Origin of the sequence: Chroococcidiopsis cubana SAG 39.79 (assembly GCF_003991895.1) — a bacterium.
Taxonomy (GTDB): Bacteria; Cyanobacteriota; Cyanobacteriia; order Cyanobacteriales; family Chroococcidiopsidaceae; genus Chroococcidiopsis; species Chroococcidiopsis thermalis.
In genome coordinates this window covers 90,114-106,263 of record NZ_RSCK01000018.1, presented here as the reverse complement: position 1 = coordinate 106,263, position 16,150 = coordinate 90,114, and the positions used below count along the sequence as shown (strand labels likewise).

The window sequence follows — 16,150 nt, the reverse complement described above, 5'->3', positions numbered from 1 at the left end:
GCCAAGGGTTTAGGTGGTGGTATCCCCATCGGCGCGATGATGTGCAAGCAGCATTGCGATGTGTTTGCACCAGGAGATCACGCCAGTACGTTTGGGGGCAATCCATTTGCCTGTGCAGTCGCCTTGACGGTGTGCCAAACAATTGAACGGGAGAATTTGTTAGAAAACGTGCAAGCACGCGGCGAACAGCTCAGAACGGGCTTGCGGGCGCTGGCAGCCAAATATCCCGCCCTCATCACTGACGTGCGCGGTTGGGGTTTAATTCATGGGATGGAGTTAGCTGCCGACAGCGAAATTACCGCAGCGGATGTAGTTAAAGCGGCGATCGCCGAAGGTTTATTACTCGTGCCAGCCGGAGCAAAAGTGCTGCGCTTCGTACCACCCTTGATTGTGACAGCCGCAGAAGTGGACGCAGCCTTACAAATTGTCGAACGAGCGATCGCTACTGTAAACGTATAGCAGCGGTTGCCAGACAGCAAAAAAAAGCAAAATTTTTGCTTGACTACAACACAAAAGGGTGGTCTACTGTTTCGAGAGAGTAGGCGAAAAGAAGGCTAAGAAAGGAAAACAATTCGCACTGCGATGAATTTTGGATTTCTCCTGAAGCCCATCTGCTCCCTGCTCCCTGCTCCCTGCTCCCTCTCAGGAGACGATGACCATGACTGCCTTCATTCCTTTCGATAACACGGTTGAATTCCTCACTGCTATCTATTTTGGTTCTGTGTTTGCGATTATGGCTGTTTCTCAGTTTTGTTTAGCAGCGATTGAAACTGTTGAGGAATCGAGTAAGTAAAAAGTTATTGCCTCGAAAACTTGTTATCTAAAAAAATTAGTATTTTAGTTCATCCCACTTCGCACGACTTGGGCTACTAAGCAAAGTTTATTCCATTCGCTAGTAATTTGATTTAACTTGCGGTTGAGAGTGTAGGCGATCGCATCTAAATTTTTGCCAGACTTTCTTAACTCTACAACTTGGCGCTGCCTTGGGGTTAGTTGCTCCCAAAATTCCTGCCATTGCTTAGGTGTCAAGCCGAAACTGTGTTCTTCTAAACTCGTGCCCAGCCAATGACTCACTAGTTCTGGATGATGTTTTAATCCAAATACTTTCACGGCATGGTAGACAATTTTTTCTCGCAGTCGATAGACTTCTTTGACTGATAAATTTAACTGTTGGGCGATCGCTTCTTGAGACCTACCTTGTAAGTATAGTTCTAACCATTGCGCGGCAGTTTCTCCCAAATTGTTAGTTAAATAGTTGCTAAATTTCGATTGCACGAGATGTCTTGCTGCGTACTGGTCTGCTTGGGTTTGGCTGTCTTGATACACGCTGACCGATCGCACGTCGATCGCGCTCCAAGTGCGATCGCCATCATCAGAAAGGAATTCGTCAGACAATAGTTTGAGAATTCTGCGTTCTGGAACTTGTGTGACTCCTCCCATCTGCGTCCGGCGAAGAAAATTGACAAAGCGATGCACGATTAAAGGTCGATTGTGAATCGGGCGCAAACAATATTCTTCTACAGTAGTTAATAACAAGGCAGTTCGCAGCCTCATATCGTCAGTACACGCCGCAATCCAAGCTATTTGTTGTTGCAAATAGCGATCGCGTTGCAACAAATCTTGGATAATTTCTTGCAAAACGTCAACGACTGCCCGACGGCGATCGCCACCCAAAGCAACGAGGGCGTGAATTTTATTTCGCAGTAGTACTAAACTGCACAAACGTATTGTCAAGCGGTGATATGCCTGCTGAGGTGAAACCCCTAAATATCGCTGTTTGAGGATGCGAAAGCGGTATTCCATAGCTTGCTGTGCTATGGATAACTGAAGAGAATTGCACGTTTGATAGCGTTCTGTATCTTCGCCAATCAGCCAACGGACTATGCTTTCTCGGGCAGTATCGTTTTGCGCCGGACATTCTTGAGTGAGACGCAAACGCCATTCTTGGGAAATTTCCGTCGCTGTCGCTAGATGGCGATCGCGCTCCGCCACGTTTACTTGTATAGTTTGCATATCACCCTGCCGTGTGTTGAACTATCTTCTTAAATAGCGAGCGATTGGAAAATTTATGCAGGGGTTGGAGTCGTATACATGCGAACAAAACGTATTTTGCGAAATACTATCCTTGGCTTATCCAAAAGCGGCGTTTCTACTGCTCGTTTATTAGACAAAGAAAAATCTCACCTTAGCAGGGTTGACATTGCCCCCCTACACTTGGATTTTTTCTAAGGAATAAACTTCTTTAAGATCTCATAAGTATCTTCAATTATTCCCAGAGCTGCATTTAAACCTACATTAGTAGCTTCTACGCCCTCAGTCATGGTATCTTTAGCAGTCTCAGCTGTATCACCACTTTTATCAGCAAAGCCGCTCAGTTTATCCATCATTTTTTCGAGATCTTTTGCCGTATCCATCAGCCGATCGAAGACTTCTTCTTGAGTTTCTTTATATTTAGAGATGGCATCTTCAGTTGTATCTGATGTCGATTCTTGCAAATCTTTGGTTTTCTCAGTTAGTTGCTCTATTACATCCTCAACCTGAGTTGCAAATTCGCTAACTAATTCGGCAATTGCTGGAGCAGATTCATCTTTAATGTGCGATTCAAACTCTGAAGCTCGTTCTTCTAAATCGGATTGGTGACTCTCTAGCCGATCGGATACATCATTTTGGAGAAAATCTTCCTGCTCTGAAAACTGTTCCTCTAACTCTGTGGCAACTTCCTCTAGTTTTTCTTGAAGAGATTTAAAAACTTCTTCTACTGCCTCTAAAGTCGATTCTAGCTCGGATTTAGTCGAGTCTAAGTCTTCACCAAACGAACTGATTTCTGTTTTGGTAGCTTCGTTTTCTTCGTTAGTTTCATTCTGCCAAGTTTCTACATTTTCCTTGAGCTGAGTGACTTCTTGACTGAGCGATTCAGCTTCTTCACTCAAATCTTCCTTAGCGCTATTAATTCGTTCTAACAAAGATTGAGCGCGATCGCTTAATGTCTGCCAGTGACTATCCATTTGCTCGGAAACCTGAGCAATTTGTTCTCGCAAGCCTGTTAATTCTGACTGTGCTTGCTCGGCTTCACCTAATAATTCTGTCAGTTTAGTTACTGTTTCTGTTGCAGTTGTTTCAAAATCAGCCACGATTTACCTCGATTATAGTTCTAATATAGTTTCACTTAATTGCTTTAGCCAAAATCTATTCCCACGCTTTCGGCTACATCTTTCACAGCTTCAACTCCATCTTTAAGCGGATCGATAAATTCATCAAGCTGGTCGAATAATGGCTCTAATGCTTTACGAGCAATAGAAGCATCTTCGCTAGAACCCGAAATTTTCTGACTCATCTCTTCTACGGAATCTGTCACGTTTTTAACGGCTTCTGTAATTAATTCTTTCAGTTCTGCTTGAATTTTTTCTTGAGCTTGATTTAACAGCTCGTCCGTTCCGCCTTTGACGGTTTGCGTACTTAATTTATTTAAATTGGTAGTAAATTCTTGATGTAAGTCAAGAAAAGTATCTGCCATAGCTTGAATCTTTTCACCAATTTCTCCTTGTGACTTCTCCATATCTTCAGTAAATTGCTCGATCTGTTCGCTAAGAGCAGATTTTAATTCTTCTAGCTTTTCTTGGAAAGCTTCTACTTCTTTACTGGTTGCTTCTACAGCAGAAGTTAGTTTGTCTTGACCGGATTGAATTTTTTCTTGAGCTTGTGTTAGCGTATTTTGAGTTTCTTCACCCGTCCTTTCAGTTGTAGAACTACTTTCATCCAAATGTTCTTTGAGTTCTGAAATTTTGCCTTGAGTCGTTTCAATTTCGCTGCTGAGTTGTCCTTGAGCCTCAGAGATAAATTCTGTTAAAGATTCAACTCCACTTTCAAGTTCGGCAATTTCGCTTTCAAGTTGAGATTGATGCTCTGTAGCTTCCTCTTTTAATTCGGTTAGTGCAGTTTGAATTTGTTCGAGAATTTCCGCAATCTGCTCTTGCTTTTCTTCAATATTGCTAACCAGGCGATCGGCTTCTGCTTGAACTTCCGATGATAGTTGTACTAAACCATCTAGTTTTTCAGGAAATACACTCGCCATTTGGGATAAAGATGCCAGGGTTTGTCCTAATTGTTCGTTCATATTTTAGACTTTCAATAGTTGAGACGCGATCGATGAGTTGAAAACAGCGTTAGAATATATCGACACAATCCAAAACTGCTTTGATCGCTCCGGTAGCAACCTTGGCAGCAGCTAACGCTGGTAAAATAGGACTCAACGCACCTGTTACAGACGAACCTGTTGTCATCATCATGATGTTTTCCGCTACTTCTTCAATCATTCCTTCTACAACTTCCTGAATCGCATTCTCAAAGGATTCTTGTAGCTCGTTCTTGAGGTTATCTTCTACGTGTTCGCCAGTATTTTCTAGAATTTCGGTCAATCGTTCTTTGAGTTCGTCAGCAAATTCAGTAACTTGTTCGTTAAAATCTCCAAAAGATTCGCTAAAATTATTTTCTAATTGCTCAAAACCAGAGTTGATTGTGTCTAGCTGCTCTCCGGTAAGTTTATCGCTGTATTCGCTAAAAGCTTTTTCAAGATTAGCAGTTTGAGTATCGCTTATCTCATTTGCTACTTCTTCAAATTTTGATTCCAACTCACTTTGGAATGCTTCAATTTGTTCCTGAAGTTCTTCGATCGCCTCAGTTAAACTATCAATGTTTTCTTTAGCTTCTGTTTGACCTTCGCCCACAGAATCTTCAGTATTAGAAATTGTATCTTCTAAATTCTTAAACGCTTCTTTTAATTCTTCTAGACTTGATTCTAACTCTGATTTATTCTCGTTAATTTCTGATTCAAAATTAGCCTGAGCTTCTTCTACAGAGCGAGCAACTTCATCTAGTTTTCCTTCAATATCTGTCATTGCTTGTTGCAAAGCATCGAGTTCGGCTTTCGTTTCTTCTTCAGAATTACTAAAATCTTCTAAAGCTGTCTGCAAAGATTCTGCTAAAGTTTCAATATTTGTACTAACACTCTCGGCAGATTCATCTAAAGTTTCAGTTTCAGATTCTAGATCGGCACACACTTCTTCCATCTGCGTACAAGCAGTTTCGAGAATACCTAATAGTTCGTTCAGCTTCTCAGTAGCTTCATCAACATCACGCCCAAAATCTAGAACTTGTGCCATGCTGTATTATCCTTGTTTTGAATTTAGCAAAATTAAAAGTTATCGATTAGCCTAAGATTTTATCAACCATATCTAGAACTGGTTCGATTTTTTCCACAATGTCAGTAACTTCACCAACCTTGTCCAAAATCTCACCTATCTTGCCGTCTAATGCATCGTTTACCTCATCTCCTGCATGTTGCAAATGCGATGTGGCTTCGGTAATTTTTTCGGCTGAACTCGTTAGTTCACCCATAACTTCTTCGACAAACTTTTGCGTCAGTGCTGATAATACGTCCTGAGAAGTTGAATCTAAGCTACTCTCAACTGCACTGATTTTGTCTTTTTTCTCGTTAGCTACGTCGGAGAAGTCACTTGTTAGTGATTCGAGCTGATTTTGTAGTTCTTCTGTTAAAGTTGCAAAGTCTTCTAAAACAGAGGATTTGCGATCGCCAAAACGACTTTCTGCGTCCTCAACTTTGCCGTGAAACTGCTCGATCTGCTCTTTTGCTGTTTCTAAATGCTTCTCTGCTTCTTGCTCGACTTCCTCCACGAGCTTCGATAGCTCCTCAAAACCCGATTTGGTTGTTTCGGTTTCCTGCTCCACTTCCGAAAGCATTTCTTCTTTCCGATTCTTTAACTCTTCTAGTTGTTCGCCAATCTGCTCGATCTTTATTTCTGTTTGAGATTGCAGTTCGCCTACCTTTTGCTGTAAATCGCTGAACCCCTGCTTCGCAGCTTCCATTTCGCTCTCTAAGTTTTGTTCGGCAGCTTCTAGTTCGTCACTGAGAGCATCAAACTTAGTAAATGCTTCCTCAGCGATGGAAGCGAGATTAGCCCTTAAATTGGTGGCAAATTCTAAAATTTGAGTGACTTGCTCGTTAGCTTGTTCTGCCGATTGAGTCAGCACTTGCGATCTTTGCTCGCACCGATCTAGTAAGTCGTTAATGTTGTCTGCCATTTTTGCTCAAGCCTTGAGTTGACGTAAATTTTTGATAGAGCGATTTGTTTATGTAATTTTCAACACTAAAATTTAACAGCGATCGCGATCGCTGTTTGCCAGTAGCAAATGTTGATAGGTGTGTCAGTAATAACGCTTTATAGCGATCCACTTCTGTTACAGCAGATTCCGTAATTAAGCAAAAAAACTCGTTGAGAGTTGCTGCACCTTGAGTGAAATCCAGATACCCATACAAAAACTGTCGCATGAGTCTAAAAATTTTCTCTCAATGCGATCGCTCATTGCCTTACTGATTTATTCGGTTGTATCGGTTGTATTTGATTGTATTCAGTTATGATGTATACGATTTTCCTAACATTTATAAAACTCAGTAGATATACTGAAATTTAAGCTTCAAAACACTATTAAAATACGAAAATATTATAGTTAGTACAGCTAGCAACAATAATTTAAGATTTGATGTCAGCCTAGCTCTAGCATCGATTACCCGTGTAGAGACGTTACATGTAACATCTCTACACGGAAATTGACAAAAAAAAGGGGTTAACCCCTTCTAAATCTGGTTAACCCGCAAGCTTGGGAACGCGCAGAGAACTTATTTTTGCACGACCAATTTGACATTGGCATTTTGCAGACCGCGCTGCTTGACTTCTGCCAAGGTCTTATTTACTGCATACTTTTGGTTGATGGAGTTGATTAACTCGGTTTGGTTGTGCTTCTTAGCAACACCCCACAGGTCAGCGATTAGATCGAAAGAACCATCGCTGTTGCGAGACCAACCCAGATCGTATTCGCCTTCTAGAACTGCTACGATGTCAGAGCGAACGCGCTGACCGTTGTAACCACGGACATCAGCTTCGGTCTTAACATTAATTCCTAAGTCGCGCAGAGAAGTCTTGAGGATTTCTGCATCGGTGATTTTTGTACGCAGAGTGCTAAAGTGAGACATTTGGGATTCCTCCTAAAGGATAGTAACGATAAACGACAACGGTTTAGCTTAGTTAATGTCGCCGCAGTCTTGGGATGGGATATGCGGCTTAGGTAATCTGCTAGCTGGGCGGCTAGCCTTTCCCCCTGTGAACGTAGGAGAAAGCTTTTTAAAACTCCATGCGCTGATACTCAGCTACGGAGGATGCTGCGGGTCTAGCACGCTGTCTTGCCCAATCTCTCAGAGCCGTTACTTGCTCGGTCATTGTCCGAGAGAGTGGTAGCGTTGCTTTAATTGCAGCAATAATATCTAGTTGAGTAAACTCTCGATCTTGAGCAAAAGCATCGTACATCGCAGCGATTAACGCTTGCTCGATCTCTGCACCAGAGAAACCGTCAGCAATTTTTGCTAGCTGATCGAGGTCGAAACGGGATAGATCCCGTTTGCGCTTGAGCAGGTGAATGCTAAATATATCTTTGCGCTCCTCTGGATTTGGCAGATCGACAAAGAATATTTCGTCAAATCTTCCCTTACGTAAGAACTCTCCAGGCAACCTTTCTACACGGTTGGCTGTTGCCATCACGAATACGGGAGAAGTTTTCTCTTGCATCCAGGTCAGGAAAGATCCGAAGATGCGGCTAGATGTACCACCATCAGAATCGGCTGAACCTGCTGTACCTGCAAAGGCTTTATCTAACTCATCAATAAATAAAATTGTGGGCGAAATTGATTCGGCGGTTTTGAGGGCGTTGCGTAGGTTAGCCTCAGAACGACCTACCATCGAGCCGTCATAAACTCGCCCCATATCTAATCTCAACAGGGGCAGACCCCACAAGCGAGATGTCGTTTTAGCGATCAAAGATTTACCACACCCAGGAACCCCTAAAATTAGCATTCCCTTCGGCTGAGGCAGACCGTATTCTCTCGCTCTTTCAGTAAAAGCATTAGAACGTTGTTTGAGCCAGCGTTTCAGCTCTTCTAAACCACCAACGGCATCGATTGTGGCATCCTCTTCAATGTATTCTAAGATGCCGTTGCGCCGGATTAATTGCTTTTTCTCGGATAAGACGACTTCTACTTCATTTTCTGATAGCTGTCCCGCTGTTACCTGAGCCTTGCGGTAGACTTTTTCTGACTCATCTCGCGTTAAGCCCAAAGCTGCTTTTAATAATTTCTCTCTAGCATCTGTTGTCAGCCGTCGTCCGCGATTTTGCTCTAACTGCCGCTCTAATACTTGGTTCAATTCTGCCAAATCGGGTAGCGGGAAGTCTAGTACGACAACTTCTTTCTCTAACTCGATTGGAACCTGCTGCATCGGAGACATCAGAACAATCGTTTTCTGCGTGCCTTTAAAGCTGGCGATCGCATCTCGCAGCCATCTCGTCGTTACTGGTGCGTCAATAAAGGGGTGTAAATCCTTAAATATGAATATGCTCGGCTCTCGTTGGCGGATCACCCACTCGATCGCTGCTTCTGGAGATACGGTATTATGCTGCGTGACGTGGCGTGGCTGACCGTGTTCTACGATTCCGTGCGTCACCGTCCAGATGAATATTCGGCGCTGCGGTCTTAACTGGGCGATCGTTGCTATTGCTTGTTCAGCCCGCTCTTCCTCAGAGGTCACAAGGTATATCAGCGGGTATTGAGCTTGTATGAGAATATTTAGCTCTTCTTTCATTGCCTTTGACCTTACTTTTGACCCTAAAGATAGTACGGACAGCGCTTCGGATTCAGCTTTGATGAATCAGCTTCAATGAAATTAGTTTCAATGAAATTAGTGGCTGGCGAGGGCTAGTTGCCCTTCTTGTATTGCTGCTTCAGCCGCAACTCTTGCCGGCTTGGACTGCTCTATTACCCCCGGCTGATCCTTGAGGGATACTAGTTCGCCTTCGTTCAATGCCACCGTTGTTGCACATTCAGGACATGCATAAACTCTGTGCGTGTTGCCGTATGACTCTGCTTCGTCTATTAACTCTTGGTGAGATAAATAAAAAGCGAGCGCGCGGGCAGCGAGTTCTGACATTGGTTCCGAGTCGATCGCGGCTCTGATTTTGAGCCGCCGATGCAGTTCAGGCGTTAAATACAGCGTAACTTTTTGCTTAGCTTGCATATTTTTTTCAATCGTCTTACCCGGGTATGTATATCACGTTATCGGCTTACTCGCATAGTGTCAAGACAGCGTAGCGTTTTGACGGCATAAATGTAACATTTTTTAACAAAAATCCGAAAATTCAAATAGGAGGTAAGAGGCAAGAGGCAAGAGGCTTTGATTGGTTAGGCAATTGTACAGAAAATATACTCCTAATTTAGGACGCAAAAGGGGGACATAAACCTGGTAGATTTAGCGAATATCAGCGAGTAACACGCACAGACGATGAAAGTATTGGTTATTGGTGGCGATGGCTATTGCGGTTGGGCAACCGCGCTCTACTTATCCAATCGAGGTTACGAGGTTGGGATTCTAGACAGCATGGTACGGAGGCACTGGGATCTCGAACTTGGAGTAGATACCCTGACACCGATCGCAACGATTCAGCATCGGATTCAAAGGTGGCAAGACCTCACAGGCAAAAAGATCGATTTGTTTGTCGGCGATATTACCAACTACGAGTTTTTGAGCAAAACGCTGCACCAATTTGAACCGGAAGCGATCGTCCACTTTGGCGAACAGCGTTCCGCACCTTTTTCCATGATCGATCGCGAACACGCCGTACTGACGCAGGTGAATAATGTCGTTGGAACGCTGAATATTCTCTATGCCATGCGCGATAGTTTCCCCGACTGTCACTTGGTCAAGCTGGGGACAATGGGCGAATACGGCACGCCTAATATTGATATTGAAGAAGGGTACATTACAATCGAACACAACGGGCGCAAGGATACCTTACCCTATCCAAAGCAGCCAGGTAGTATGTACCACCTGAGCAAAGTCCACGACAGCCACAACATTCACTTTGCTTGTAAGATTTGGGGCTTACGCGCTACAGATTTGAACCAGGGTGTGGTTTATGGAGTCCTAACAGAAGAGACGGGCATGGACGAGATGTTGATCAATCGCCTCGACTACGATGGGGTGTTTGGTACGGCGCTGAACCGTTTCTGTATTCAAGCAGCGATCGGACATCCGCTGACAGTATATGGTAAGGGCGGGCAGACCCGCGGCTTTTTAGATATTCGGGATACGGTGCGCTGTGTCGAACTAGCGATCGCAAATCCTGCTAATCCTGGTGAATTCCGCGTCTTTAACCAATTTACCGAACTATTTAGCGTCGGCGACTTGGCTGTCATGGTGCAAAAAGCTGGCAACGCGCTGGGACTGAAAGTCGAAGTCAACAATCTCGATAATCCCAGAATTGAGCGGGAAGAACACTATTTCAATGCCAAAAATACGAGTTTACTGAGTCTCGGATTGCAACCGCATTTCCTCTCAGAAGCATTGCTTGATTCTCTGCTTAATTTTGCAGTCAAGTACCAAGATCGCGTCGATAAAAAACACATTCTACCCAAAGTGACTTGGAGAAGATAGTTACTGGTAGTTGGTAGTTGGTAGTTGGTTGGAGAATCCGCTTGTCCCTCATAATACGTAGTTGAGGGAGAGGGTCGTTGTAATGTCACTGGTGACGAAACTTTACCGATTGCAGATCGACCGATTGCCTAAGTCGGGAAATCATATTGTGGCGCAATATGATGACCGCTCCATTATGGTATACCAAGCTTATCGCTCAGCGATCGGTCGTTTTGCTGCCGAAGATGGCTATTTTGGCGGAGAATTTAAATTCGAGCAACTGTCTATCCCGTGAGAGATCCCAATATTGCGAAGAAGTTGGGATTATCGGAAAATACTTGCTGGTAACTTTCCCCAGCCTCAGCGCCCCTCAATAAGTATGAAAATTGCCTTATTTACAGAAACCTTCCTACCCAAGGTTGACGGTATTGTCACGCGGTTGCGTCACACGGTCGAACATTTACAACGTAACGGCGATCGCGTTTTAGTTGTTGCACCCGAAGGGGGGATTACAGAGTATCAAGGGGCGAAAGTTTACGGTGTTTCGGGTTTCCCTTTACCAATGTATCCAGAGTTAAAAATGGCATTACCACGCCCCGCGATCGGTCACGAACTGGAGAGATTCCAACCCGATATCGTCCATGTAGTCAACCCCGCAGTGTTAGGACTATCGGGGTTATTTTATGCGAAAGTGTTAAAAATTCCCTTAGTTGCCTCGTATCACACTCACTTACCGCAGTATTTACAGCATTACGGACTAGGAATGTTGGAAGGCTTGCTGTGGGAATTGCTCAAAACTGCTCACAATCAAGCAGAATTAAATTTGTGTACTTCAACGGCAATGGTAGAAGAGCTATCTAGCCACGGAATCCAACGAGTAGACTTGTGGCAGCGGGGAGTTGATACGGAGTTGTTTCATCCCGATTTAACTTGCGAACAAATGCGATCGCGGCTATCTCAAGGTCATTCCGATAGTCCCTTGTTACTCTACGTCGGTCGTCTGTCAGCGGAAAAAGAAATCGAACGGATTAAACCCGTATTAGAGGCAATTCCAGAGGCGCGCTTAGCTTTGGTAGGAGATGGACCTCATCGTTTAGCTTTAGAGAAACATTTTGCGGGAACGAATACTCACTTTGTCGGCTATCTCACGGGTAGAGACCTTGGTGCAGCGTTTGCTTCTGCTGATGCGTTTCTGTTTCCTTCGCGGACTGAGACGCTGGGACTAGTTTTACTTGAGGCAATGGCGGCTGGCTGTCCTGTAGTTGCAGCAAATTCAGGCGGAATTGTCGATATTGTCACATCTGGAGTCAATGGTTATTTATTCGATCCTAAAGACGAACAAGGAGCGATCGCTGCAACTTTACATCTGTTAGAGCAAAAACAGGAGCGAGAAACCATTCGTCAAAATGCCCGTTTGGAGGCAGAACGCTGGGGATGGGCGGCGGCTACTCGTCAGTTACAGGGATATTATCAGATGGTAGAGTCAAAGCGTTTGGCAGAGAATGTTTTGGTAGGTTAATAAAAAATGTAGAGACAAAATGTAGAGACGTTACATGTAACGTCTCTACAAAAGAGAAATTTTTAACGCAGATGTAAACATCGTGCTATGACAATAGAACGTTAGCTATCTTTTTGCTCGTCGTCATTCTGAAATGGGTTTTCACCGATTCCCAACTCTTTTTTCGAGCGTTTGAGTTGTTTCCACAAGTCGCGAATTTTTTTGTATGCTTCATCTGGAGAAATTTTTCCGGCAGTTTCTAAGTTACAGATGTAACTGACATGCTGGGCGAATTCTTGGAGATTGGCGTTAAAGACTAAATTTTCAGGCTGTACTTTGCCATAGTAACGACTGCGAGGATGCAGAAAGTCAGAACTATTTACCATAATGACAAGAACTCTCCATAGAAATTTACATAACTCATTCTGTGTATCACGAAAACCGAGCGTCAACTACAGCAATATTACGGAAACTTGGTTTGCGGTTCTATTAATCTCTGGAGTTTTGACCGAATTAAGTTAAGGATTTAGTTGTGTGGCGATCGCTCGATCGAGCGCTGATTTATATTTTTTCACATTCAACCCGACTTTGCGATCTACCACAAGTTCAACGTTGGATCGCGATCGGCAATACTAGCGGGAGTGAAGCATTTGAAGTTTCAGATTTCGATCCCCCCTAACCCCCCTTAAAAAGAGGGGAACGAATGCCCTACTGCTAACCCAAATACTATTCCTCTTCTAAATCTAAATCTGGGAACGATTGTGGGGGGATTGCAGCGATAATCGCATCGAGTACTTTGGCGACAGGAATAATTTCCAAATCTACGTCAGGATAGGGTTGCCCTTTGGGTACAATTGCCCGCTTAAATCCTAGTTTAGCAGCTTCTTTCAGACGCAGTTCCATTTGAGAGACGGGGCGTACTTGTCCGCCTAACCCGACTTCTCCAATTAAAACAGTGCGCTGATCGACAATGCGATCGCGGAAAGAAGCGACTACGGCGATCGCGACTCCCAGATCTACAGCTGGTTCTTCCACGCTTAAGCCACCAGCAGAGGCGACATAGGCATCCAGTTTAGACAAAGGAATGCCAACTCGTTTTTCTAACACTGCCAAAATTTGCAGTAAACGGCTGTAGTCTATCCCCGTGGTAGAACGACGGGGTGAAGCATAGCTGGTGGGACTAACCAAGGCTTGTAACTCTACCACAATCGGGCGCGTGCCTTCGCAAGCAACCACTATCGCCGTTCCTGGTGAAGGATCGTCGCGGCTACCGAGAAATAATTCTGAAGGGTTGGCGACTTCCCGCAACCCGCGATCGATCATTTCAAAGATGCCAATTTCATGAGTAGCGCCAAAGCGATTCTTGACTGTGCGTAACAACCGATGGGAGGCGAAGCGATCGCCTTCAAAATAAAGTACTGTATCTACCAAATGTTCTAAAACTTTGGGACCCGCAATCGCACCTTCTTTGGTAACGTGTCCCACAATTAACATCGTAATATCTTCCCGTTTTGCGACTTGCATCAGGGCTGAGGTACATTCTCGCACCTGTGCTACCGAACCAGGGGCGGAAGTTAAGGCGGGAAAATAGACGGTTTGGATACTATCGATGACAGCTACATTGGGTTTGAGCGAATCGACTTCCCTCAGTATTTCTTCGAGATCTGTTTCTGGCAAAACGTATAAATCGGCTCTTGCACTACCATTGTTAACTAAATGACCGTTAGGCGATTGGTTTTGAAGCTGGGGATCTGATTCCTCTATAGGGTTTTGAAATTTAGATACACCCAAACGAGAAGCGCGTAACTTCACTTGCTGTCCCGACTCTTCACCGCAAACGTAGAGAATGCGATAGTTTTGGGCGAGTTGGTTAGAAACCTGTAGTAACAAAGTCGATTTGCCAATCCCCGGATCGCCGCCGATCAAAACCATAGAACCTGGTACAATACCACCACCGAGTACCCGGTCGAGTTCGTCATAGCCAGAACACCAGCGGCTCACTTGGCGATCGCTAATTTGGTCGAAGGTTAGAGAAGCGCGGGGTTTTGCGGCTTTAGCGATCGACTTACCATTGCTTTGCGGCGTTTGCTGCCAGCTAACCCCACGAGTTGGTAGCGTCCCGAGAGTTGTACTCGTAATTTGTTCTTCTAAGGAATTGTAAGTCCCGCAGGCAGGACACTTACCAAACCACTGAGGCGACTCTGCGCCACATTCATTGCAAACGAAATAGGTACGGGGTTTGGGCATTCGTTTAGTGCTTTTGTTGCGTTAAGTTAAATTTTGTTGGTAAAACCGCAAATATTAAAAAACCTTGAAAGTAAGTGAGTGCGAGAATTTCGGCTAATTTACATGGATTGAATGGGATAAGATCTTCATGTAATAGTACTAAAAATTAAAATTCAAAAATGTTGGTTTTAAGGAGCGTTGGTCAATTTGGAAAGTCATAAAGAAAAAATCCTAGTCGTGGACGACGAAGCCAGCATTCGGCGGATCTTAGAAACGCGGCTGTCGATGATTGGTTACGATGTCGTGACAGCAGCAGACGGCGAGGAAGCTTTGGATACATTTCGCAAAGCCGATCCAGATTTGGTTGTCTTGGACGTGATGATGCCGAAGTTAGATGGCTACGGCGTGTGTCAAGAGCTACGCAAGGAATCAGATGTACCAATTATTATGCTAACAGCCCTGGGCGATGTCGCCGATCGGATCACCGGACTGGAATTAGGTGCGGATGATTACGTAGTCAAGCCATTTTCCCCGAAAGAACTGGAAGCACGCATTCGCTCTGTATTGCGACGGGTAGATAAAACAGGTGCTTCGGGAATTCCTAGCTCTGGCGTGATCCAAGTAGGAAGTATCAAAATTGACACGAATAAGCGACAGGTTTACAAAGGAGACGAGCGGATTCGATTAACTGGAATGGAATTTAGCTTGCTAGAGCTGTTAGTCAGCCGTTCGGGGGAAGCCTTTTCGCGATCGGAAATCTTGCAGGAAGTTTGGGGCTATACGCCCGAACGACATGTAGACACTCGCGTAGTAGACGTGCATATCTCGCGACTGCGGGCGAAGTTAGAAGACGACCCTAGTAACCCAGAATTAATCCTTACCGCTAGAGGCACGGGTTATCTATTCCAACGGATTATCGAACCGGGAGAGGAGTGAATACTGGTGGATAGTGGCTAATTTGGGAAAAGAGACGGACAAGGGGGACAAGGGGGACAAGGGGGAACTCGGGGACCCCACGACCGAAGGGAGTGGGGACAAGGGGGACAAGGGGGACAAGGGGGACAAGGGAGAGATCGAAATTTCGCTACACCCTACACTCTACATCCTTCTTTGTTCACTACTCACTGCTCGTTACTCACTACTCACTCCAACATGGCTAAACCAGATCCAAATCGAGTTGTAAGGCTAATACCTCTAGTGGTAGGGGGGGTAGCTGCTGTGTTGCTGTTGGTCAATCGGTTGCTGACACCGGAACTGACAGTGACTCAGGCACGGTCGGATGTTTTGGGGGCAATTGTCAGTGCGGTGCTAATTTTGACTGGCTTGCTTTGGCAGCAAGTCGCACCGCGCCTGCCGGATGCAGTAGAACTCGTGGGCGAGCAAAGGTTCGAGTTGGCTCCAGACTTGCCCGAAACAGTTAGGACAGAACTAGCATGGGCATCTTATTTGTTGTTGACAAATACCGTCACGCGATCGCTGATCGTGTTTTATCAGGGAAAAGTTTTGCTGCGGCGCGGCATCTTACCAGAGAAAACCGAAGTGACTCCAGGGGCGATCGTCCAACGGGTGCTGGAAAAACATAAACCAGTTTACTTAGTGGCTTTGAGCGTTTACCCAGGACGATTTGAATTTGACTACTTGCCAGAAAACACCCAAGGAGTTATTTGTCAGCCCATCGGTCAGCAAGGCGTAATGATTTTGGGTGCAAATGCTCCCCGCAGCTATACCAAGCAAGACGAAACCTGGATCGCTGGTATTGCTGACAAGTTAGACGTTACCCTTTTTAGGGAGCAGGGAGCAGGGAGCAGGGAGTAGGGAAAAAGTCAAAAGTCAAAAGTTAAAAGTCAAAATTAACGATTCACTAATGACAAATGACGAACGACAAATGACAAAT

Annotated in this window: 20 protein-coding genes; 9 read left to right on the top strand and 11 right to left on the bottom strand. The window is 44.7% G+C overall.

The genetic code is table 11. The features are described 5' to 3' along the window. A partial coding sequence (locus tag DSM107010_RS13950; protein WP_127023177.1) for an aminotransferase class III-fold pyridoxal phosphate-dependent enzyme occupies positions 1 to 459 on the top strand: 459 nt, incomplete at its 5' end. A 199-nt stretch (positions 460 to 658) separates the two neighbouring features. Next, a complete protein-coding gene (locus DSM107010_RS42220) occupies positions 659 to 793 on the top strand; it encodes a hypothetical protein (protein ID WP_015156360.1) in 135 nt (44 codons plus the stop codon). A 44-nt stretch (positions 794 to 837) separates the two neighbouring features. Here the strand turns inward: DSM107010_RS42220 and DSM107010_RS13945 are convergent, their stop codons facing one another. From DSM107010_RS13945 to DSM107010_RS13905, 9 genes are all read right to left on the bottom strand, one after another. Then, on the bottom strand, positions 838 to 2,013 hold the full coding sequence (locus DSM107010_RS13945) for a HetZ-related protein 2 (protein ID WP_106167461.1): 1,176 nt from the start codon (positions 2,011 to 2,013) through the stop codon (positions 838 to 840). Positions 2,014 to 2,225: 212 nt separating this feature from the next. Beyond that, positions 2,226 to 3,131, bottom strand: coding sequence for a coiled-coil domain-containing protein (locus tag DSM107010_RS13940; protein WP_106167462.1), 906 nt, complete (start codon positions 3,129 to 3,131; stop codon positions 2,226 to 2,228). Positions 3,132 to 3,175: 44 nt separating this feature from the next. Further along, positions 3,176 to 4,114, bottom strand: coding sequence for a coiled-coil domain-containing protein (locus DSM107010_RS13935; RefSeq protein WP_106167463.1), 939 nt, complete (start codon positions 4,112 to 4,114; stop codon positions 3,176 to 3,178). Positions 4,115 to 4,163: 49 nt separating this feature from the next. Further along, a complete protein-coding gene (locus DSM107010_RS13930) occupies positions 4,164 to 5,159 on the bottom strand; it encodes a coiled-coil domain-containing protein (RefSeq protein WP_106167464.1) in 996 nt (331 codons plus the stop codon). A gap of 46 nt (positions 5,160 to 5,205) precedes the next feature. Beyond that, positions 5,206 to 6,099: a hypothetical protein gene (locus DSM107010_RS13925; protein ID WP_106167465.1), complete on the bottom strand. Its 894-nt coding sequence runs from the start codon at positions 6,097 to 6,099 to the stop codon at positions 5,206 to 5,208. After that, entirely contained in the window at positions 6,083 to 6,346 is a 264-nt protein-coding gene (locus tag DSM107010_RS13920) for a hypothetical protein (protein WP_106167466.1), read from the bottom strand. The genes DSM107010_RS13925 and DSM107010_RS13920 overlap by 17 nt, the downstream gene beginning before the upstream one ends. Positions 6,347 to 6,694: 348 nt before the next feature. Next, on the bottom strand, positions 6,695 to 7,048 hold the full coding sequence (locus DSM107010_RS13915; RefSeq protein WP_015156354.1) for a DUF1257 domain-containing protein: 354 nt from the start codon (positions 7,046 to 7,048) through the stop codon (positions 6,695 to 6,697). 148 nt (positions 7,049 to 7,196) lie between these two features. Further along, positions 7,197 to 8,705, bottom strand: coding sequence for a stress-responsive protein Ycf46 (gene ycf46 / locus DSM107010_RS13910; protein WP_106167467.1), 1,509 nt, complete (start codon positions 8,703 to 8,705; stop codon positions 7,197 to 7,199). A gap of 96 nt (positions 8,706 to 8,801) precedes the next feature. Next, positions 8,802 to 9,137 (bottom strand): slr0373 family blue light stress response protein, encoded by a 336-nt coding sequence (locus tag DSM107010_RS13905; protein WP_015156352.1) that lies wholly within the window; start codon positions 9,135 to 9,137, stop codon positions 8,802 to 8,804. A 264-nt stretch (positions 9,138 to 9,401) separates the two neighbouring features. On the opposite strand from DSM107010_RS13905, the gene DSM107010_RS13900 reads away from it, so the two are divergent. The 3 genes from DSM107010_RS13900 (at position 9,402) to DSM107010_RS13890 (ending at position 12,051) form a co-directional block, all read left to right on the top strand. Further along, complete coding sequence (locus tag DSM107010_RS13900; protein WP_015156351.1) at positions 9,402 to 10,553, top strand: UDP-sulfoquinovose synthase; 1,152 nt, start codon at positions 9,402 to 9,404, stop codon at positions 10,551 to 10,553. A gap of 82 nt (positions 10,554 to 10,635) precedes the next feature. Then, positions 10,636 to 10,827, top strand: coding sequence for a DUF4291 family protein (locus DSM107010_RS13895; protein WP_015156350.1), 192 nt, complete (start codon positions 10,636 to 10,638; stop codon positions 10,825 to 10,827). Between the two features lie 84 nt (positions 10,828 to 10,911). Beyond that, positions 10,912 to 12,051: a glycosyltransferase family 4 protein gene (locus tag DSM107010_RS13890; protein WP_106167468.1), complete on the top strand. Its 1,140-nt coding sequence runs from the start codon at positions 10,912 to 10,914 to the stop codon at positions 12,049 to 12,051. Between the two features lie 101 nt (positions 12,052 to 12,152). Here the strand turns inward: DSM107010_RS13890 and DSM107010_RS13885 are convergent, their stop codons facing one another. Then, positions 12,153 to 12,416 (bottom strand): DUF7219 family protein, encoded by a 264-nt coding sequence (locus tag DSM107010_RS13885; RefSeq protein WP_015156348.1) that lies wholly within the window; start codon positions 12,414 to 12,416, stop codon positions 12,153 to 12,155. 146 nt (positions 12,417 to 12,562) lie between these two features. Between DSM107010_RS13885 and DSM107010_RS38420 the strand changes: the two genes are divergently transcribed. Further along, on the top strand, positions 12,563 to 12,709 hold the full coding sequence (locus DSM107010_RS38420; protein WP_158631783.1) for a hypothetical protein: 147 nt from the start codon (positions 12,563 to 12,565) through the stop codon (positions 12,707 to 12,709). 47 nt (positions 12,710 to 12,756) lie between these two features. Here the strand turns inward: DSM107010_RS38420 and radA are convergent, their stop codons facing one another. Then, positions 12,757 to 14,277, bottom strand: a complete 1,521-nt coding sequence (gene radA, locus DSM107010_RS13880) for a DNA repair protein RadA (RefSeq protein ID WP_015156347.1) — start codon at positions 14,275 to 14,277, stop codon at positions 12,757 to 12,759. A 186-nt stretch (positions 14,278 to 14,463) separates the two neighbouring features. On the opposite strand from radA, the gene rpaB reads away from it, so the two are divergent. From rpaB to DSM107010_RS13865, 3 genes are read left to right on the top strand one after another with little or no spacing between them, the layout of a single operon-like run. Continuing rightward, positions 14,464 to 15,192 (top strand): response regulator transcription factor RpaB, encoded by a 729-nt coding sequence (gene rpaB, locus DSM107010_RS13875; protein ID WP_015156346.1) that lies wholly within the window; start codon positions 14,464 to 14,466, stop codon positions 15,190 to 15,192. Positions 15,193 to 15,205: 13 nt separating this feature from the next. Then, entirely contained in the window at positions 15,206 to 15,439 is a 234-nt protein-coding gene (locus tag DSM107010_RS39595; RefSeq protein WP_199755540.1) for a hypothetical protein, read from the top strand. Continuing rightward, positions 15,409 to 16,071 carry a cofactor assembly of complex C subunit B gene (locus tag DSM107010_RS13865; protein WP_127023174.1) on the top strand — a complete coding sequence of 221 codons (663 nt, stop codon included), beginning with the start codon at positions 15,409 to 15,411 and terminating at the stop codon, positions 16,069 to 16,071. Before DSM107010_RS39595 ends, DSM107010_RS13865 begins: the two co-directional genes overlap by 31 nt. Positions 16,072 to 16,150: the final 79 nt, after the last annotated feature.